17 protein-coding genes and 1 pseudogene are annotated in these 18,066 nt (G+C 59.7%); 5 read left to right on the forward strand and 13 right to left on the reverse strand.

Going from position 1 to position 18,066, the window contains the following annotated elements:
- Nucleotides 1-121 precede the first annotated feature (121 nt).
- The 4 genes from ACA073_RS18655 to ACA073_RS18670 all read left to right on the forward strand — a co-directional run bounded on the left by ACA073_RS18655 (nt 122) and on the right by ACA073_RS18670 (nt 5,430).
- Nucleotides 122-1,894 carry an N-acetylglutaminylglutamine amidotransferase gene (locus ACA073_RS18655; RefSeq protein ID WP_497398501.1) on the forward strand — a complete coding sequence of 591 codons (1,773 nt, stop codon included), beginning with the start codon at nt 122-124 and terminating at the stop codon, nt 1,892-1,894.
- A 3-nt stretch (nt 1,895-1,897) separates the two neighbouring features.
- Nucleotides 1,898-3,646, forward strand: a complete 1,749-nt coding sequence (ngg, locus tag ACA073_RS18660; RefSeq protein WP_497398503.1) for an N-acetylglutaminylglutamine synthetase — start codon at nt 1,898-1,900, stop codon at nt 3,644-3,646.
- Between the two features lie 161 nt (nt 3,647-3,807).
- A complete protein-coding gene (locus ACA073_RS18665; protein ID WP_497398505.1) occupies nt 3,808-4,998 on the forward strand; it encodes an osmoprotectant NAGGN system M42 family peptidase in 1,191 nt (396 codons plus the stop codon).
- Between the two features lie 204 nt (nt 4,999-5,202).
- A complete protein-coding gene (locus ACA073_RS18670; protein ID WP_003199186.1) occupies nt 5,203-5,430 on the forward strand; it encodes a YheU family protein in 228 nt (75 codons plus the stop codon).
- A 5-nt stretch (nt 5,431-5,435) separates the two neighbouring features.
- On the opposite strand, the gene csrA is transcribed toward ACA073_RS18670, so the two are convergent.
- The 3 genes from csrA to ACA073_RS18685 all read right to left on the reverse strand — a co-directional run bounded on the left by csrA (nt 5,436) and on the right by ACA073_RS18685 (nt 6,976).
- Nucleotides 5,436-5,621 (reverse strand): carbon storage regulator CsrA, encoded by a 186-nt coding sequence (gene csrA, locus ACA073_RS18675; RefSeq protein WP_497398507.1) that lies wholly within the window; start codon nt 5,619-5,621, stop codon nt 5,436-5,438.
- 142 nt (nt 5,622-5,763) lie between these two features.
- On the reverse strand, nt 5,764-6,096 hold the full coding sequence (locus tag ACA073_RS18680) for a YnfA family protein (RefSeq protein ID WP_084323730.1): 333 nt from the start codon (nt 6,094-6,096) through the stop codon (nt 5,764-5,766).
- 64 nt (nt 6,097-6,160) lie between these two features.
- Nucleotides 6,161-6,976 (reverse strand): SDR family oxidoreductase, encoded by an 816-nt coding sequence (locus ACA073_RS18685; RefSeq protein ID WP_497398509.1) that lies wholly within the window; start codon nt 6,974-6,976, stop codon nt 6,161-6,163.
- 279 nt (nt 6,977-7,255) lie between these two features.
- Between ACA073_RS18685 and ACA073_RS18690 the strand changes: the two genes are divergently transcribed.
- Nucleotides 7,256-7,414 (forward strand): DUF3309 family protein, encoded by a 159-nt coding sequence (locus tag ACA073_RS18690; protein WP_173860449.1) that lies wholly within the window; start codon nt 7,256-7,258, stop codon nt 7,412-7,414.
- 60 nt (nt 7,415-7,474) lie between these two features.
- On the opposite strand, the gene ACA073_RS18695 is transcribed toward ACA073_RS18690, so the two are convergent.
- From ACA073_RS18695 to ACA073_RS18740, 10 genes and pseudogenes are all read right to left on the reverse strand, one after another.
- Nucleotides 7,475-9,568 carry an LTA synthase family protein gene (locus ACA073_RS18695; RefSeq protein WP_497398511.1) on the reverse strand — a complete coding sequence of 698 codons (2,094 nt, stop codon included), beginning with the start codon at nt 9,566-9,568 and terminating at the stop codon, nt 7,475-7,477.
- A 930-nt stretch (nt 9,569-10,498) separates the two neighbouring features.
- The gene (locus ACA073_RS18700) at nt 10,499-11,104 is read right to left on the reverse strand and encodes an START domain-containing protein (RefSeq protein WP_497398513.1); all 606 of its coding nucleotides are present in this window, start codon (nt 11,102-11,104) and stop codon (nt 10,499-10,501) included.
- Nucleotides 11,105-11,145: 41 nt separating this feature from the next.
- Nucleotides 11,146-11,400: a YkgJ family cysteine cluster protein gene (locus ACA073_RS18705; protein WP_017340073.1), complete on the reverse strand. Its 255-nt coding sequence runs from the start codon at nt 11,398-11,400 to the stop codon at nt 11,146-11,148.
- Between the two features lie 165 nt (nt 11,401-11,565).
- Nucleotides 11,566-12,039, reverse strand: a complete 474-nt coding sequence (locus tag ACA073_RS18710; protein ID WP_497398515.1) for a translation initiation factor 2 — start codon at nt 12,037-12,039, stop codon at nt 11,566-11,568.
- 97 nt (nt 12,040-12,136) lie between these two features.
- Nucleotides 12,137-13,576, reverse strand: a complete 1,440-nt coding sequence (locus ACA073_RS18715) for an aminotransferase-like domain-containing protein (protein ID WP_017340075.1) — start codon at nt 13,574-13,576, stop codon at nt 12,137-12,139.
- Nucleotides 13,577-13,915: 339 nt separating this feature from the next.
- Entirely contained in the window at nt 13,916-14,728 is an 813-nt protein-coding gene (locus tag ACA073_RS18720) for an OmpA family protein (protein WP_497398517.1), read from the reverse strand.
- Nucleotides 14,725-15,081, reverse strand: a complete 357-nt coding sequence (locus tag ACA073_RS18725) for a DUF4398 domain-containing protein (RefSeq protein WP_497398519.1) — start codon at nt 15,079-15,081, stop codon at nt 14,725-14,727. Before ACA073_RS18725 ends, ACA073_RS18720 begins: the two co-directional genes overlap by 4 nt.
- A gap of 9 nt (nt 15,082-15,090) precedes the next feature.
- Nucleotides 15,091-15,924 (reverse strand): annotated as a pseudogene (locus tag ACA073_RS18730) (substrate-binding periplasmic protein).
- Nucleotides 15,925-16,126: 202 nt separating this feature from the next.
- Nucleotides 16,127-17,056 carry an electron transfer flavoprotein subunit alpha/FixB family protein gene (locus tag ACA073_RS18735; protein ID WP_497398521.1) on the reverse strand — a complete coding sequence of 310 codons (930 nt, stop codon included), beginning with the start codon at nt 17,054-17,056 and terminating at the stop codon, nt 16,127-16,129.
- Complete coding sequence (locus tag ACA073_RS18740) at nt 17,057-17,806, reverse strand: electron transfer flavoprotein subunit beta/FixA family protein (protein WP_003226982.1); 750 nt, start codon at nt 17,804-17,806, stop codon at nt 17,057-17,059. It lies immediately after the preceding gene.
- Between the last annotated feature and the right edge of the window lie 260 nt (nt 17,807-18,066).

The following is an 18,066-nucleotide window of genomic DNA, read 5'->3' on the forward strand; positions in this document are numbered from 1 at the left end:
CCCTCGCTTATAACCGAACGATATAAAACTCCTGAAATCCGAGGGGGTCAGTTTCCGAGTACCCGCCGTTTTGGCCGGGTATCGCTTGACCCTCCCCAACGGAAAAACCGGTAAGGACTTTATGTGCGGATTAGCTGGCGAGTTACGCTTTGATCATCAACCTGCGGACCTCGCAGCCGTTGAACGGATCACCCATCATCTGGCACCACGCGGACCTGACGCGTGGGGCTTTCACAGTCAGGGGCCGATTGCCCTGGGCCATCGTCGCCTGAAAATCATGGACCTGTCGGACGGCTCGGCGCAGCCGATGGTCGACAACCAACTGGGCCTGTCCCTGGCCTTCAATGGCTCGATCTATAACTTCCCGGAACTGCGCACCGAGCTGGAAAGCCTCGGTTATGCCTTCTATTCCGGCGGCGACACCGAAGTGCTGCTCAAGGGTTATCACGCCTGGGGCGAAGCGCTGCTGCCAAAACTCAATGGCATGTTCGCTTTCGCCATTTGGGAGCGTGACGCCAAGCGCCTGTTCATCGCCCGCGACCGCCTCGGCGTGAAGCCGCTGTACCTGTCGCGCACCGGCCAGCGCCTGCGCTTTGCTTCTGCTCTACCGGCGCTGCTGAAGGGTGGTGACATTAATCCGATCCTCGATCCGGTGGCGCTCAATCACTACCTGAATTTCCACGCCGTCGTCCCGGCGCCACGCACCTTGCTGGCCGGCATCGAAAAACTGCCGCCCGCGACCTGGATGCGCATCGAAGCGGACGGCACCACCCAGCAGAAAACCTGGTGGACCCTGCCCTACGGCCCAAATGCCGACGAGATGAATCTGACGCTCGAAGACTGGCGCGATCGCGTACTCGACAGCACCCGTGACGCCGTGGCGATCCGTCAACGGGCGGCGGTGGATGTCGGCGTGCTGCTTTCGGGCGGTGTCGATTCGAGCATGCTGGTCGGGCTGTTGCGCGAAGTCGGCGTGGAAAACCTGTCGACCTTCTCCATCGGTTTCCAGGATGCCGGCGGCGAGCGCGGCGACGAGTTCCAGTATTCGGACCTGATCGCCAGGCATTACGGCACGCAGCATCACCAATTGCGCATCGACGAAAAAGAGATCATCGAGCAACTGCCGGCGGCGTTCCGCGCCATGAGCGAGCCGATGGTCAGTCATGACTGCATCGCTTTCTATCTGTTGTCCCGCGAAGTGGCCAAGCATTGCAAAGTGGTGCAAAGCGGCCAGGGCGCTGACGAGCTGTTCGCCGGTTATCACTGGTATCCGCAGGTCGATGGCGCGGCCGATCCCTACGTGGCCTATCGCGAGGCGTTCTTCGACCGCAGCTACGAGGACTATGCCGCCACCGTGCAGCCGAAATGGCTGACCGCGAATGACGCTGCCGGCGACTTCGTGAAGGAACATTTCGCACAGCCCGGCGCCAATGCGGCAGTGGACAAGGCCTTGCGTCTGGACAGCACGGTGATGCTGGTGGACGACCCGGTGAAACGCGTCGACAACATGACCATGGCCTGGGGCCTGGAAGCGCGGACGCCGTTCCTCGACTATCGCCTGGTGGAACTATCGGCCCGCGTGCCAGGCAAATTCAAACTGCCGGACGGTGGCAAGCAAGTGTTGAAAGAAGCGGCGCGGCTGGTGATTCCGAGCGAAGTCATCGACCGCAAGAAAGGTTACTTCCCGGTGCCGGGTCTCAAGCATTTGCAAGGCGATACGCTGAACTGGGTGCGCGAACTGCTGCTGGATCCGAGTCAGGATCGCGGCCTGTTCAACCCGGCGATGCTCGACCGTCTGCTGACCGATCCACAAGGCCAGTTGACCCCGTTGCGCGGCTCCAAGCTGTGGCAATTGGCGGCCCTGAACCTGTGGCTCAGCGAACAAGGAATCTGACCGATGAAACCTCACGCCACGGCATATAGCCAACGCCTGTTGCGCGGTCAGGCGCCCTCTTACGAACGCTTGCAGGCGCGACTGGCCGAAGACGGCAGCGAACTGGGCACCGCGCCGATTGCCGTGCATTGCGGCTGGGGCCGGCTGCTGATCGGCCATACATTCCCCGATCCGGCGAGCCTCGCCCAGGAGTTGCTCAATGAGCAGCCAGGCGAACGCGACATTGCCCTGTACGTCGCCGCGCCCCAGCAAGTATTGGGGTTGGAGCCCGCGCAGCTGTTTCTCGATCCGTCTGACACCTTGCGCTTGTGGTTCAGCGATTACCGACAGGCGACCCGCGTATTTCGCGGCTTTCGCATTCGTCGCGCGCAAAGCGATGCGGACTGGCAGGCGATCAATCAGCTGTATCAGGCGCGTGGCATGTTGCCGATCGACGCCAGTCTGCTGACCCCGCGTCATCTCGGCGGTCCGGTGTATTGGCTGGCCGAAGACGAGGACAGCGGCGCGATCATCGGCAGCGTCATGGGCCTCAATCATCACAAGGCGTTCAACGATCCGGAAAACGGCAGCAGCCTCTGGTGCCTGGCCGTCGACCCGCATTGTTCGCGCCCCGGCGTCGGCGAAGTGCTGGTGCGGCACTTGATCGAGCACTTCATGAGCCGTGGGCTGAGTTACCTCGATCTGTCAGTGCTGCACGACAATCGCCAGGCGAAAAGCCTTTACGCCAAACTCGGCTTTCGCAACCTGTCGACCTTTGCTATCAAGCGCAAGAACGGAATCAATCAGCCGCTGTTTCTCGGTCCTGGTCCCGAAGCCGAGTTCAATCCGTATGCGCGGATCATCGTGGATGAAGCCCATCGGCGTGGCATCGAAGTACAGGTCGATGATGCTGAAGCGGGCCTGTTCACCCTGATCCATGGCAGTCGCCGGGTTCGTTGCCGTGAGTCACTGAGCGATCTGACCAGTGCCATCAGCATGACGTTGTGTCAGGACAAGAGCCTGACCCACAAGGTCCTGAAAAATGCCGGTCTGAACCTGCCCGCGCAACAGCTTGCGGGGAGTGCCGACGATAATCTGGCCTTTCTCGACGAGCACGAGCGGGTGGTGGTCAAACCGCTGGATGGCGAACAGGGCCAAGGGGTGGCGGTGGATTTGCGGACGATTGAAGAGGTGCAGCAAGCCATCGAATCCGCCCGCCCGTTCGACAGTCGCGTGCTGCTGGAAAGTTTCCACGAAGGCCTCGATCTACGGATTCTGGTCATCGGTTTTGAAGTGGTCGCCGCGGCAATTCGCCGGCCGGCGGAAGTGGTGGGTGATGGTCAGCATTCCATCGGCGCGCTGATCGAGGCCCAGAGTCGGCGACGGCAAGCGGCCACCAGCGGTGAAAGCAAGATCCCGCTGGACTCTGAAACCCAACGCACCTTGCAGGCGGCGGGTTACGACTACAGCAGCATTCTTCCGGCGGGCGAGCATCTGTTCGTACGGCGCACGGCGAATCTTCATACCGGCGGCGTGCTTGAAGATGTCACGGCGATCCTGCATCCGACCCTGGTGGATGCCGCCGTGCGCGCGGCGCGGGCGCTGGACATTCCGATGGTCGGGCTCGACCTGATGGTGCGAGCGGCGGATCAGCCGGAATACGTGTTTATCGAAGCCAATGAACGCGCCGGGCTCGCCAACCACGAGCCGCAGCCGACGGCGGAGCGGTTTTTGGATTTGTTGTTTGCGCATAGTCAGGCGGCGGCCTCATAAAGTTGTGTCGCCTGCACCGACGCCTTCGCGAGCAAGCCCGCTCCCACAGTTGACCGCGTCCCCCTGTGGGAGCGGGCTTGCTCGCGAAGGCGTCAGTTCAGGCGATACAAATCCTTCCCCTCATCGAAACCATCGATGCCCTCAACTCATCAGGAGTTTCCATGACCAGCAAAATCCCCGAACCAGACCTCAACTACCTGCAAAAAGTCCTGCTGGAAATGCTCGCCATTCCCAGCCCGACCGGTTTCACCGACACCATCGTGCGCTATGTCGCCGAACGCCTTGAAGAATTGGGCATTCCGTTCGAGATGACCCGGCGCGGTACGATTCGCGCCACGCTCAAGGGCAAGAAAAACAGCCCGGACCGCGCCGTCTCCGCTCACCTCGACACCATCGGCGCAGCCGTTCGCGCCGTCAAAGACAATGGCCGCCTGACGCTGGCGCCGGTCGGCTGCTGGTCGAGCCGTTTTGCCGAAGGCAGCCGCGTCAGCCTGTTTACCGATAACGGCGTCATCAGGGGCAGTGTGTTACCGCTGATGGCCTCCGGGCACGCGTTCAATACCGCGGTGGATGAAATGCCGATCAGCTGGGATCACGTCGAACTGCGCCTGGACGCCTATTGCGCCACCCGCGCCGATTGCGATTCCCTGGGGATCAGCGTCGGTGACTTCGTGGCCTTCGACCCCTTGCCGGAGTTCACCGAAAGCGGCCACATCAGCGCCCGTCACCTCGACGACAAGGCCGGCGTTGCCGCATTGCTGGCGGCGCTGAAAGCCATCGTCGACAGCGGCGAAGAACTGATGATCGACTGCCATCCGCTGTTCACCATCACCGAAGAAACCGGCAGCGGCGCGGCGGCGGCGCTACCCTGGGACGTGAGCGAATTCGTCGGCATCGACATCGCGCCGGTTGCGCCCGGCCAGCATTCCAGCGAACACGCGGTCAGCGTGGCGATGCAGGATTCCGGCGGGCCTTATGACTATCACTTGTCCCGGCATTTGCTGCGGCTGGCCAGCGACAACGAGTTGCCGGTGCGTCGCGACCTGTTCCGCTACTACTTCAGCGATGCGCATTCGGCGGTCACCGCCGGCCATGACATCCGCACCGCCCTGCTCGCCTTTGGCTGCGACGCAACTCACGGCTATGAGCGCACGCACCTCGACAGCCTTGCCGCCCTTAGCCGTCTGCTCGGCGCCTACATGCTCAGCCCGCCGGTATTCGCCAGCGATGCACAGCCTGCGAAGGGGTCGCTGGACCGGTTCAGTCATCAGATCGAACATGACACGCAGATGGAGAGCGATACGCGAGTGCCGTCGGTGGATAGTCTGGTGGGGCAGCGGTCCGAGAGCTGATCCCGACCATCGCCTGAGAGATCGCCTTCGCGAGCAAGCCCGCTCCCACAGGTTTTGCGTCGATCACAATATCCCGGATCGACATTTACCCTGTGGGAGCGGGCTTGCTCGCGAAGGCGCCAGATCACGCAACACATCATCCGGAAGCTAGCCGCAACCGCCCATTCGCCGTAGCATCGCGCCCATTGTTTACCCGAGGTACCTATGCTGATCCCCCACGACCAACTTGAAGTCGACACCCTGACCCGCCTGATCGAAGATTTCGTGACCCGTGACGGCACGGACAACGGCGATGACACACCGCTGGAAACCCGCGTATTGCGGGTTCGCCAGGCGTTGACCAAAGGCCAGGCGCTGATTGTCTTCGATCCGGAAAGCGAGCAGTGCCAGTTGATGCTCAAACACGATGTGCCCAAGCACCTGTTTGACTGACGCCTTCAACGTGCCTTGGTTTTCGCCAGTTTGACCTGGATGCGCTCGTAGACTTCGGCCCGGTGCACGTTGACGCTCCGCGGCGCTTCGACGCCGAAGCGCACCGTGTTGCCGTTGACGGCCACAACACGCACCGAAATGTCGTCGCCGATGGAAATCATTTCCCCCACTACGCGGCTGAGTACAAGCATGGCATTCGTCCTTCAGGGTTATCGAACCCTGAAGATGCACGGCGCGCGGCTAGCGTTCAATGCGATCAAAGCAAATCAGTCCCGCCCTACAGCCCAGGACGAACGCCTCTTTCGGAAACGTCCGACAAACTCTGAGATTGCTTCAGGAAGCCGAAAAACGCGGACCGAACAGGATGACGCTCGCACCGATCACGCACAGCGCCACGCCGATCCAGTCCGAACCCAGCGGCCGAATCCGTTCGACTACCGCCAGCCAGCCAATCGACGCAATGATGTAGATGCCACCGTAGGCGGCATAGGCGCGCCCGGCGTAGGTCGCCTCGACACGGGTCAGCAACAGCGCGAACAACGTCAGGCTGAGCAGTGCCGGCACAACCCACCAGACGCTTTTGCCCTGGCGCAACCACATCCAGAAGGCAAAGCAGCCGGCGATTTCAAGCAGCGCGGCAAGAAAGAACCACAGGTAATTGAGCATGCAAACGTCTCGCGAGGATGACCGATGGCGGTCACCCTAACGACGGCGTTGCCCACGGGCAAGTTCAGCCGGCGGTCTGTCTGGCTTTGGCGCGCATTTTATCGGCCATGACGGTCATCTCGTCGTAGAGCAATTGCGGGTTTTTCTGCTTGAGCGCCCACGCCATGCGGCCCTGTTCGTGGGGCAGGATCATGAATTCGCCGGCGGCAATTTGCTGATAGATGTAGTCGGCAATGTCGGTCGCAGTGATCGGCGAGCTTTCCAGCAGTTTGCCGACCTGGGCTTTCATCGCCGGCGTCGGACCACGGAAGGAGTCCAGCAGGTTGGTCTGGAAGAATGACGGACACACCACGTGCACGCCGATTTCCTGATGCGCCAGTTCGATCAGCAGGCTTTCGGACAACGCCACCACGCCGGCCTTCGCCACGTTGTAGTTGCTCATGGCCGGGCCTTGCATCAACGCGGCCATCGACGCGATGTTGATGATCTTGCCTTTGCTTTTTTCCAGCAGCGGCAGGAACGCCTTGCAGCCTTTGACCACCCCCATCAGGTTGATCGCGATCTGCCAGTCCCAGTCCTCCAGGGACAGTTCGCTGAAGAACCCGCCCGAGGCGACGCCGGCGTTGTTGACGATGACATCGATGCCGCCGAGTTTCACTTCACAGGCCTGGGCGAAAGCGGTGAGCTGACTGTAATCGCGCACATCACAGCGCTGGATAAAACCATCGCCGCCGGCTTCGCGAACCCGCTTCAAGGTTTCCTGCAGACCGGGCTCGCTGACATCCGACAAGGCCAGCTGCCAGCCTTCACGCGCCCAGCGCAGCGCGATTTCGCGACCCAGGCCCGAGCCCGCGCCAGTGATCATCATGCGATTTTGCATAGCAAACAGCCTTGTTGTTCCGGGGAAGTTGCGCCGAGTGTAGCGAAGGACATCGCCCAACCCACGCTCCATCAGATTGCTGAATGGTCCGAGCAAACCGCGCCAGCGTGCGGATCAACTTCTCCCCTCTAAAAGAAATAAGCCTGTCTTCGAAAAACATTAAAAAAACTTGGAATTTTCTCTCATGTACGACAGTCGGACTTTGTAAGCAGCTTGGGTTTATTGCATTCCAGCTGAACGTTAAACGCCAGGTAATTCCAGAACACTTCCGACAAGGAAATAGACATGGGCACAATTTTAATCATTATTCTGATCCTCCTGCTAATAGGCGGCCTGCCGGTCTTCCCACACTCCAGAAGTTGGGGTTATGGCCCGTCGGGTATCATCGGTGTGGTGTTGGTGGTGCTGTTGATCCTGCTGTTACTCGGCAAGATTTAACAAGTTAACAGGCAAAAAAAAAGAGGCCCTTCAAGGGCCTCTTTTTTATTGCGCCGAAACCTAGTCCGGCTTGCCGTCAACCACACCGGCGGTGTTGTCGATCAGGCTTTTGGTTGCCGTCTGGATGAACGACTCGAGTTTCTCCTTGAGTGCGGCTTCGTCAGCCGACGCCGGGATCACTTCACCTTTCGGATTGGCGCCCAGTTCGTACTGATACAGCTTCGGCGGCATCTCTTTGGGCAGTACCAACACGCGGTCGGCAGTCAGCAACGCTACGGTCTGATCGCTACCCGACGGTTTGATCACGCCGAAACCTTTGTCGCCTTCCGGCAGGTTCAGCAAGTCCCGGCCCCAGCACTGGTGAATCACGTCGCCACCGATGCGGCCCATGATGGTCGGCACGATGTCGATCTGGGTGCCGACGGTGTGGTCGACCTGGCCGAACTTGTCCTGGACGCCCGGCCCGATCAGCAACATCGGAACGTTGAAACGGCCCAGGTCCATTTCAGTGATCTGCTGTTCATTACCGAAACCGTGGTCGCCGACGATCACGAACAGGGTTTCCTTGAAGTAAGGCTCCTTGCGCGCCTTCTCGAAGAACTGACCCAGCGCCCAGTCGGAGTAACGCATGGCGGTCATATGTTCGTTGAGGCTGCCACGGTCGGTCACGCGCTCGACCGGCAACGGTGTCGGCAAAGCGTATGGCGTGTGGTTGGACAAGGTTTGCAGCAAGGCATAGAACGGTTTTTTGTCCTTGCCGTCGCGGGCCTTCAACTCTTCCAGACCCCGGTTGAACATGTCCTGGTCGGACACGCCCCAGGTCGGGTCGGAGAACACCGGGTTAACGAAGTCGTTACGCCCGATGAAGTTGGTCATGCCCTGGTTGCTGAAGAAGCCCGACTGGTTGTCCCAGGCGAAGTCGCCGTTGTAGACATACACGTCGTCGTAGTCGCGGGCGCTGAGCAATTGCGGCAGGCCAGACAGTTTGTGGCTGCCTTCCGGCGTCTGCATCAGGTATTCGAAACCCGGCAGGTTCGGGAAGCAGGCCATGGTGGCGAACATACCCTGGTGAGTGTGTGTGCCGTTGGAGAAGAAACGATCGAACAACAGGCCTTCTTTCGACAGGTTGTCGAAGTATGGCGTGATGTTGCCCGGACGTCCCAGCGCGCCCACCGAGTGACCGGCGAAGCTTTCCAACAGGATCACGACAACGTTCTTGATCGGCAGGGTCTTGTCGGCATTCGGGGTGTAGTTGCGGCGAACAGCGGCCGTTTCAGGATCGACCAGTTTGTCGCTCGGCGTCAGCAGCAGGTCACGCACGGTCTGCTGGGCCAGCGGCTGCTCCACTGTGGCTTTCCAGATGTTGTCGCGATCTTCGGACATCCGGCTCTTCGCCGCCGCGATCAGCGACAGGGTGCCGTTGAGGCCCAATTGGTTGGCGAAGTTCGAGTCGGTGGTGTAGACGTCACCCCAGCGCAGTGGCGGACCTTGGCGCAGGGTGCCGCGGGCCGCAACCACGCAGACCAGCAAACACACCACAAACACTGCGATGCGCGAATACCAAGGGGCGATCTGGCGAGTGCCGATGCTGCCGCCGCTGAACGGACCGCGAGGACGGGTTGCACGGTCGGCGCCCTTGAACGCCAGGGTCAGGATCAAGGTGCCCCCGACCCAGGCCAGCAGGTAGCGAACCACCGGGAAACCGTACCAGAGCATGCTCATCACGGTTTTCGGGTCTTCCTTCACGTACTGGAAGACCAGGCCGTTGAGGCGCTGGTGGAATTCGCGGTAGAAGTCCATCTCCATCAGGCCGAGGAACAACGCGATGCTGGAAGCGATGGTCAACCAGAAACGGAAGAACCCGCGGGCAGCCATCGCCCGGGCGCTGAACAGGGCCAGCAGCAGCGGAATGCTGAGGTAGACCACCAGGCGCAGGTCGAAACGCAAACCGTTGGCGAACGCTTCGAAAAAGGTCGAGGCCGGGGTGTCGAGGATCATCTCGCGGTTGTAGACCAGCAGCGCCACGCGCAGCAGGCTGAACATGACCATCATGACCAGGGCACACAGCAGCGTGTAGGCCAGATGCGATTTGACGGTCGGTTGCAGCAGGCGACTAGAAGCTCGCTGCTGACTCAGGGCGTCCGGGATTGCCATGTCGTTTTAGGACCCTTGGAAGTTGAAGTTTCAAAAATACAGCTGCGCCCTGCCCTCTGTCGGCCAGTTCTCGGCCCCGGGGTTTGCGCGGTGCGCAAATGTTGCACGATCAATCGCGGCATTGCCATTGATTACTGACCTGCACGGCTGGCGCGGGCGAATTGTCTTGGAGGCTTTGTGAAAATTTTGTGCAACGTATATTCGGAAACACAATAAAGTTTCTTGGAGACTTGATTGGGGGCATATCCGTTTCTGCGATAACGGCGGCTGGTGGTTTCCCCCTTACGGCGAGTCACTTTCGAAAAGCGCGAAAGTAACCAAAGCGCTTCTGCCCCTTTCGTTCGGTGCCTCGCTAGTGCTCGGCATGCCCTCGCTCCGGTCCTGCTCCGTGGGCCCGCCGCGATCGGCCATCCATGGCCGGGGGCGGCTAACCCGGCATCCATGCCGGGTTGCCCACTGCACAGAACCTGCACTCGGCCTCTCGAGGGGGCGTGCACCGCAACAGCAAAACGAGGCAGCCTCTGAGCCGACCTGGGCATCAAGCGGGCGCGCTTCGCTGATTTGGCCGTTCGCACACTCTGAATTTGCAATGATGTCCTGTGGGAGCGGGCTTGCTCGCGAAGGCGTCGTGTCAGTCGACATCAATGTTGACTGACACGACGCCTTCGCGAGCAAGCCCGCTCCCACAGTTAGATTTTTGTGGGGGCATAGGATTAGTGTTCGCCGTTCACCGCCGATCACCTGGCCGGACTAAACGTCAGGTCGGCTCTCAGGCCGCCTCGCTTTGCCTGTTGCGGTACACGCCCCCTCGAGAGGCCGCTTGGTTACTTGGCGCTTTTCCAAGTAACCCGCTGCAAGAGCGGAACCATTAGCCGCCGTTACCGCAGCAACAGATATGCCCACCAATCACAAGTAGCCGTCTCGAAGCGATTACTTCTCAGCACGTTCCTTCAGCGCCTTCAAAGTATTGAACGGCGCATCAACCACAAACTTGTTGGCAACCATCGAAGGCACACTACCACCCGGCTCGGTATGAACCTGATAAGTCACTTCGACCTGGTCACCCTTGGGCACAAGCTTCCAGAAACCGTCGACCTTGGTGACCCGCACGAAACCCTTTTCTTCAGGAATGTACTTCGGCACGCCTTCCAGTTTGCGCGTCAGACTACCGTCGGCACCTTCGGTGGTCGTCACGTGCAGCACCGAATCACGCGCAGTCACCGGCCATGGAGTATTGAACTGGGTGTAGGTCCAGCTCTGGTTGCCTTCGTGCTTGAGCAGCTTCTGCATTTTGCACTCGTGAATCCAGGTGCAGGCGCCAGCCACGTCGTCCTGGAGTGCGCGCAGTTTGGCCACGGTGGTCTTCATCAAGGTCACGCCCTGATAAGCCTTGTAGTCAGAGCCGGCCACTTCACTCAAGGACACCTTGATGCCGTCTTCATTCTTGGCCACCTTCCAGTCTTCGGCCTGGGCGGCGGAAGTCGCCAACACAACCGTCAAACCACACAGCACAGCCATACGATGCAGCGAACCCATAGTCTTATTCCTTGTTGTTGAAGTTCCGTTCGTTGAAACCATCACGCAGCCGTCATTTGCTCCCACCAACCCAGCAATCTGATCGCCTCGTCACTGCTGCTTCCGCAGACTTCGACGTCGGCTTCGAACGCCGAACACACAGCAGGACGTTCCGGTTGGCCGAAAATACTGCACAGATTTTCGACAGAGAGTTGCACGCAACGTTCTCCGGCGGCTTTACCGTTGGGCATGCCGGGAATCGGCGAACTGATGGAAGGGGCAATGCAACAGGCGCCACAGCCTTCACGGCATTTCATGACGACGAGCTCCTCGCGAAGGGCGATGTATTAAAGGACGGGGCACAGAGTAACCGCTAAAACAGTTGTTTTAAATTACCGGAGGCCGGGTTTTTACACTTGACCGAACGTGACTGAGCAGTCTCCGACAAAGCGTCTGGCGAACGGGTCACAGAGAGGAAGGCATTATCGCTTGAACTCGAATTCCAGCGCGGCGCCTTCAACGTCGCGGCGCTCTTCGTTACGCAGTTGCAACTTCATTTCGTTGCTGATCAGTCGCCCGTTGAGCTGAAAGGGAGAGCTGCCGGCCTTTTCACCGAACATTTGCGGCAACACGGCGTCGTGCCGGGGCAACGGAACTGTACCGATCGGTTTTAACTCTTCGGCCATCTCCTCGGGCAGACTCAAATCCAGGTCAACCGAAGGCAGTTGGGTTTTCACGACCTCGCTGGCGGCTTTGGACTTTGAGGCAATCGGTGGACGTTTCTTCACCTTGGCCACGTTCTTTTTGGCCGGGGCGGCTTTCTTGACCGTAGCGGGTTTTTTCGAGGCCGGGCTCGCGGCGGTTTTTTCCGGAACGGAAGCCGCCATGATGCTTTCCGCCTGGAAGGTCACCAACAGGCAGATCGACAGCCAGACGGCGGAAAAAATCGGTTTCATGGACCCAACGGAGTAACGGCACTAACGGCGGAGGGGCATATGCTCGCTTGTTGGACGCGACATGACAAGCTCGGGCGGGAATTACCCGCCCGCCCCGTCAAATGCCGCCGGCCATCTCCTGGCAAAGTTGCGTGGCCAGCATGCCCAGAGTCATCAAGGCGCGCTCGGCTTCACGGTTCCAGGGCGTGCCGCAATTGAGCCGGATGCAGTGATTGAACTGCTCGGTGTTACTGAAAATCAGCCCCGGCGCAATGCTGATGCCTTGTTGCAATGCACGCACGTGCAGTTCTTGTGTATTGACCCTACCTGGCAAACTCACCCACAGAATGAAACCGCCGGTCGGCCGGGTCATCTGCGTGCCTTCCGGAAAATACTGCTGCACCGCGAGTTGGAAGGCGCTGAGGTTCTTGCGGTATTCCTGACGGATGTAGCGCAGATGCCGGTCGTAACCGCCATTTTCCAGATAAGCCGCAATGCCCATCTGCGTGACGCTGCAGGCGGAATGCGTACTGAAGGTTTGCAGGCGCTGGATTTCCTGCTGGTACTTGCCCGCGATCATCCAGCCGATTCGCACGCCAGGCGACAGGGTCTTGGAGAAGCTTGAGCAATAAATCACCCGATCCAGGCGGTCGTAGGCCTTGAGTGACTTGGTGCGGCCCTGCTCGAACATCAGTTCGCCGTAGATATCGTCCTCGACCACCTGGATATCGAAATCCGAGGCCAGGCGCAGCAGTTGTTTCTGCCGCTCTTCGGGCATGGTGCCGCCCAGTGGATTGCTCAGGCGCGTGGTCAGCACCAGCGCCTTGATCGACCATTGATTGGCCGCCAGTTGCAGGGCTTCAAGGCTCATGCCGGTGGCCGGATCACTGGGGATCTCGATGACTTTGAGGCCCAACAGGTCCGCCAGTTGCAACAAACCGTAGTAGGTCGGCGATTCGGCGGCGATCAAGTCACCCGGCCGGGTCAGCACGCGCAGGGACATCTGCAAGGCATCGACGCAGCCGTGGGTGATCACCACTTCGGACGGATCGACCACCACGCCGGCATCGCGCATGCGAATCGCCACCTGGCGGCGCAGCGGCTCGAAACCGGGGCTGAACATGTAGCTGAAGGCGCGCGGGCTATGAAAACGGGTGACCTTGGCCAGTTGCTGATGCAGCGCCCGAACCGGCAGGTAATCGACACTCGGCACCGCCGCGCCCAAGGGGAATACGCCCTCGCGGCGGGATTCCACCAACACTTGTTGAATGATGCTGCTGCGGGTGACCAGGCCGGGACGCTCGACCCGGGCGATGTCCGGGGTCGGCGCAGTCAGGGCCGGCGTCTGGTGCACGTAATAACCCGACTGCGGCCGGGCACGGATCAGCCCCTGATCTTCGAGATTGGCGTAGGCCTGCAACACCGTGGCATGGCTGACGTTGAGCTGCGAGCTCATCTTGCGCACCGAAGGCACGCGCTCCCCCGGTTGATAGACACCACGGCGGATGTCTTCGGCCAGTTGCTGAGCAATACGTTGGTAGAGCAGGAGATTGGTCATGACGCAGCACTCGATTTCACGGGCATTTTATTCTTGTGTGAAACAATACCGGAACAGTTTAGAAGTGTACTGGGACAGTTGCCACAATAGTCGACCGTACAGTGCAGTGTCAGCAAAAACTGTACTGTTTTTTGAAGGGCGTGTCGCAGCAGGCAGGCGCAAAAAAACCCGGCGCTGACGGGCAGGCCGGGTGTGTAGGAGCTGTCGAGTGAAACGAGGCTGCGATCTTTCCCGGCGCACTTGAGTATCAAGAGCAAGATCACAAGATCGCAGCCTCGTTTCACTCGACAACGCCTACACAGCTCCTACAGGATTTCCGATGTCGCGATGAAGCAACCGTTAGCGGGCGGCGCCGAGCTGGCCTTTTTCGTCGGAGAACACAATTTCTACCCGCCGGTTCTGCGCACGACCCCGTTCGGAGGCGTTCGCGTCCACCGGGTATTCGTCGCCATACCCTTCGACCTGAATGCGTTTATCGTCGATGCCCAGGTCCATCAGCACATTGGCCACCGATTGCGCACGGTCTCGGGACAGCTTGAGGTTTTCCTGCTTGCCGCCGGTGCTGTCGGCGTAGCCTTCAATGCGTACGACGCGTTTGGGGTTGAGCTGCAGGAACTGCACGATCTTCAGCACCACGCGGTTCGCCGAGTTTTTCAACTCCGCTTCGCCGGTGTCGAACAGCACATCGCCCAGGGTCATCACCAGACCGCGGTCGGTCTGGGTGGTGGCGAGCGCGACAATCTGTTCTTCAAGCCACTTGCCCTGCTGCTGCACGCTGAGCAACTTGGACTCGCGCAAGGCCAGTTGCAGGCGCTGACGCTCCAGTTCGAGCTTCGCCGCACGCTCTTCGTTGAGCACCTGATTGGTGTGCTCCCGGGCGATTTCGCTGTAGCGCTGGCTCAGGTAGGCGTAATGCACCACGTCCGAGCCGCTGCCCCAGTAGCTGGACAGGCGATCGGCGCGGGCCAGGGATTCACCGGCGCGAATCACGTCTTTCGGCGCAATACGCAGCACGTTGGAATCTTCCTTGACCTTCTGGAAGTTGGCACTGGCGTCTTGCAACGCACTCTCGCTGTGCTGGCCGGCGCAGCCATACAGGCTGGCGCAACCTGCCAGGATCAATCCGCCGATGGCGCTGGACTTGAGGCTCATTGGGCATCTCCCACTTGCTTGCGCAGACGAGTGATGCGGGTATTGAGCACGTTCAACTGCTCCTCGCTTTTAAGGGTCAGCACCTTGGCTTCGGCCAGACGTGCGTCCAGTTCGGCCTGTTCAGCGCGCATCCGTGCGTGCTTGTAGGATTGATCGGTCATGTCGCCCTGGGCACGGCTGAACTTGTCTTCGGCCAGTTTCAGTTCCGGCACCTCGTCGGTGGTGGCGCCCACGGCTTTGGCTTGTATCAGTGCCTGTTCGGTCAGGCGTATTTGTTCATTCGGCGCCGGATCGGCTGCACAACCCGCCAGAGCCAGAACGGCCAGGGCAGCGAAAAGAGGTCGAATACTCACTAAAAATCCCTACTGTTTTGGGGTACTGACGGGTTGTTGCTGTTGCTGTTGCTGCGCTTTCCAACGCTCGATGTTGCGCTGCAGCACAGCTTCCGTCAGTCCGGACGCGGGCAATTCTGTCATCTTTTTGGCCAGCTGTCCGCGCAACCACGGATCGTTGCAGGCGGAGTTATGGGAAACCGCGAGGAACAGGCCCGGTTTGTCTACCGGCTGTGAACGTGCCACCAGATCGTTGGCCATGCTCAGTGCCTGCGCGGCCGCCATGCCTGAGTAACGTCCCGCGAGAACGAATTCCACCTCGCCCAGCAGCAGTTTCTGAAAGGCCTGGGTCAGGTTTGGTGTACGCACAAGGGACAATTGCTGTTCGGCGAACGTACCAAATGCCTGGGTCATTCGAGACTTTTCCGACAACGCGCCGGGATGACCGTGAAGGTCTTGTGCTTCGTTGTAGACCAGAGACGAATCTTTTCGGGTCCAGACCAGGTAATCGTTTTCCAGCAACGGCGGATGGATGTAATCCAGGGTTTACAGCTCGCTGACCGTCAACGGCGCGTCCGCCAGCATGTCCATGCGCCCGCTGCGCACTTCATCGAGGGCCTGGGAGCGTTTGCCGGCGTACAGCAAGTCGACCTTGATCCCCAACTCCCCCGCCACTTGCTGCAACAGATCGGCACTGGCGCCGATCAGATGTTTGGGATTTTGCGGGTCTTGCCACAGGTACGGCGGTGCATCCGGACTGCCGGTGACCACCAGGCGTTCGCACTTGCCCGCGGCAACGGACAGTGTCGGTAATACCGTCAGGCCCAGCAGCAATGACCAACCGAATACTCGGCGCAAATCCATGGCGATACACTCCACTCAAACCTGGTTATCTCCTGTAGGAGCAGCCGGTCGACGCTTGATCGCTCGCGATGGACTCAGATGCGCCGCGCTTACTCAGAACGGGCGCGTCATCGTTAACGTCCATCGCGAGCAAGCTCGCTCCTACAGAACAAAAAAAAAGCCCGACCAAAAGGTCGGGCTCTTTATAGGTCAAGCCGCTGGATTAGACCAGCTTCTCGAACTCAGGGATGGCTTCGAACAGGTCCGCCACCAGGCCGTAATCGGCCACCTGGAAGATCGGCGCTTCTTCGTCCTTGTTGATCGCAACGATCACTTTGGAGTCTTTCATGCCGGCCAGGTGCTGGATCGCGCCGGAGATACCGACGGCGATATACAGCTGTGGAGCAACGATCTTGCCGGTCTGACCGACCTGCATGTCGTTGGGTACGAAACCTGCGTCGACTGCGGCGCGGGAAGCACCAACAGCTGCGCCCAGCTTGTCGGCCAGGGCGTACAGGTGTTTGAAGTTGTCGCCGTTCTGCATGCCGCGACCGCCGGAAACGACGATTTTGGCAGCGGTCAGTTCCGGACGATCGGACTTGGCCAGTTCTTCGCCAACGAAGCTGGAAGTACCAGCGTCGTGAGCAGCAGCAACCGCTTCAACGGCAGCCGAACCACCTTCAGCAGCAACCGGGTCGAAACCGGTGGCACGCACGGTGATCACCTTGACCGCTGCGTTCGATTGAACGGTAGCGATGGCGTTACCGGCGTAGATCGGGCGCTTGAAGGTGTCAGCGCTTTCAACCGAGATGATCTCGGAGATCTGGTCAACGTCCAGCTGAGCGGCAACGCGCGGCAGGATGTTTTTGCCGTTGGAGGTCGCGGCAGCGAGGATGTGGCTGTAGGCAGCGCCCAGTTCGGCGACCAGCGGTGCTACGTTTTCCGGCAACTGGTGAGCGTAGGCGGCGTTGTCGGCCACCAGCACTTTAGCCACGCCAGCGATTTTCGCAGCGGCTTCAGCCACGGCGCCAGCGCCCTGACCTGCAACCAGCACGTGGATGTCGCCGCCGATTTTGGCAGCAGCGGCCACGGTGTTCAGCGTGGCCGGGGCCAGCACTTTGTTGTCGTGTTCAGCAATAACCAAGATAGTCATTTAGATTACCTTCGCTTCGTTTTTCAGTTTCTCGACCAGTTCAGCCACCGACTTGACCTTGATACCCGCGCTGCGTGCAGCCGGCGCTTCGACTTTCAAGGTCTTGTTGGTGGAGGCGGTGGAAACGCCCAAAGCGTCCGGAGTCAGCACTTCGAGAGGCTTCTTCTTGGCTTTCATGATGTTTGGCAGGGACGCATAACGCGGCTCGTTCAAACGCAGGTCGGTGGTGACGATGGCCGGCAGTTTCAGGGAAACCGTCTGCGCGCCGCCGTCGATTTCGCGGGTCACGGCAACGCTGTCGCCGGACACTTCGACTTTCGAAGCGAAGGTGCCCTGACCGTAACCGCTCAATGCAGCGAGCATCTGGCCAGTCTGGTTGTTGTCGCTGTCGATGGCTTGTTTGCCAAGGATCACCAGCTGAGGCTGTTCCTTGTCGACAACCGCTTTCAACAGTTTGGCAACGGCCAGGGAAGTCAGATCTTCAGCGGATTCGACGAGGATGGCGCGGTCGGCACCCAGAGCCAGCGCGGTGCGCAGTTGCTCTTGAGCGGTGGACGGGCCGATGGAGACGACGACGATTTCAGTCGCAACACCTTTCTCTTTCAGGCGTACGGCTTCTTCCACTGCGATTTCGCAGAACGGGTTCATCGACATCTTGACGTTGGCGAGGTCTACGCCGGAATTGTCCGCCTTGACGCGAACCTTGACGTTGTAATCCACAACGCGTTTGACAGCTACAAGAACCTTCATGGATTCCTCGTTACTCTCCGGTGAAAAGAAAGTCGCCTAGGCGAACCTGGCGATTGATGCTCATCGGGCGCAAGGGCACCTCTAAAAACGCCGGCATACGTGCCAAGTGACCATCGCTCATATGTTGATGACCGTTCGTCAGTGGTGACCAACAAGTCATTCAATATCGTCGCGTGTAAACTGCGCGCCAAACCTGCGCAGCACATCACCTGCTCCTGCCATCGCCCTGTCTTTAGAGGTGCTCTTGAAACCAACAGTCA

The sequence above is a fragment of the Pseudomonas sp. LBUM1670 genome, assembly GCF_059695695.1.

Coding starts and splice junctions, on each gene's coding strand:
- ACA073_RS18655 (WP_497398501.1), top strand. CDS start 122: ATGTGCGGATTAGCTGGCGAGTTACGCTTTGATCATCAACCTGCGGAC.
- ngg (WP_497398503.1), top strand. CDS start 1,898: ATGAAACCTCACGCCACGGCATATAGCCAACGCCTGTTGCGCGGTCAG.
- ACA073_RS18665 (WP_497398505.1), top strand. CDS start 3,808: ATGACCAGCAAAATCCCCGAACCAGACCTCAACTACCTGCAAAAAGTC.
- ACA073_RS18670 (WP_003199186.1), top strand. CDS start 5,203: ATGCTGATCCCCCACGACCAACTTGAAGTCGACACCCTGACCCGCCTG.
- csrA (WP_497398507.1), bottom strand. CDS start 5,621: ATGCTTGTACTCAGCCGCGTAGTGGGGGAAATGATTTCCATCGGCGAC.
- ACA073_RS18680 (WP_084323730.1), bottom strand. CDS start 6,096: ATGCTCAATTACCTGTGGTTCTTTCTTGCCGCGCTGCTTGAAATCGCC.
- ACA073_RS18685 (WP_497398509.1), bottom strand. CDS start 6,976: ATGCAAAATCGCATGATGATCACTGGCGCGGGCTCGGGCCTGGGTCGC.
- ACA073_RS18695 (WP_497398511.1), bottom strand. CDS start 9,568: ATGGCAATCCCGGACGCCCTGAGTCAGCAGCGAGCTTCTAGTCGCCTG.
- ACA073_RS18700 (WP_497398513.1), bottom strand. CDS start 11,104: ATGGGTTCGCTGCATCGTATGGCTGTGCTGTGTGGTTTGACGGTTGTG.
- ACA073_RS18705 (WP_017340073.1), bottom strand. CDS start 11,400: ATGAAATGCCGTGAAGGCTGTGGCGCCTGTTGCATTGCCCCTTCCATC.
- ACA073_RS18710 (WP_497398515.1), bottom strand. CDS start 12,039: ATGAAACCGATTTTTTCCGCCGTCTGGCTGTCGATCTGCCTGTTGGTG.
- ACA073_RS18715 (WP_017340075.1), bottom strand. CDS start 13,576: ATGACCAATCTCCTGCTCTACCAACGTATTGCTCAGCAACTGGCCGAA.
- ACA073_RS18720 (WP_497398517.1), bottom strand. CDS start 14,728: ATGAGCCTCAAGTCCAGCGCCATCGGCGGATTGATCCTGGCAGGTTGC.
- ACA073_RS18735 (WP_497398521.1), bottom strand. CDS start 17,056: ATGACTATCTTGGTTATTGCTGAACACGACAACAAAGTGCTGGCCCCG.
- ACA073_RS18740 (WP_003226982.1), bottom strand. CDS start 17,806: ATGAAGGTTCTTGTAGCTGTCAAACGCGTTGTGGATTACAACGTCAAG.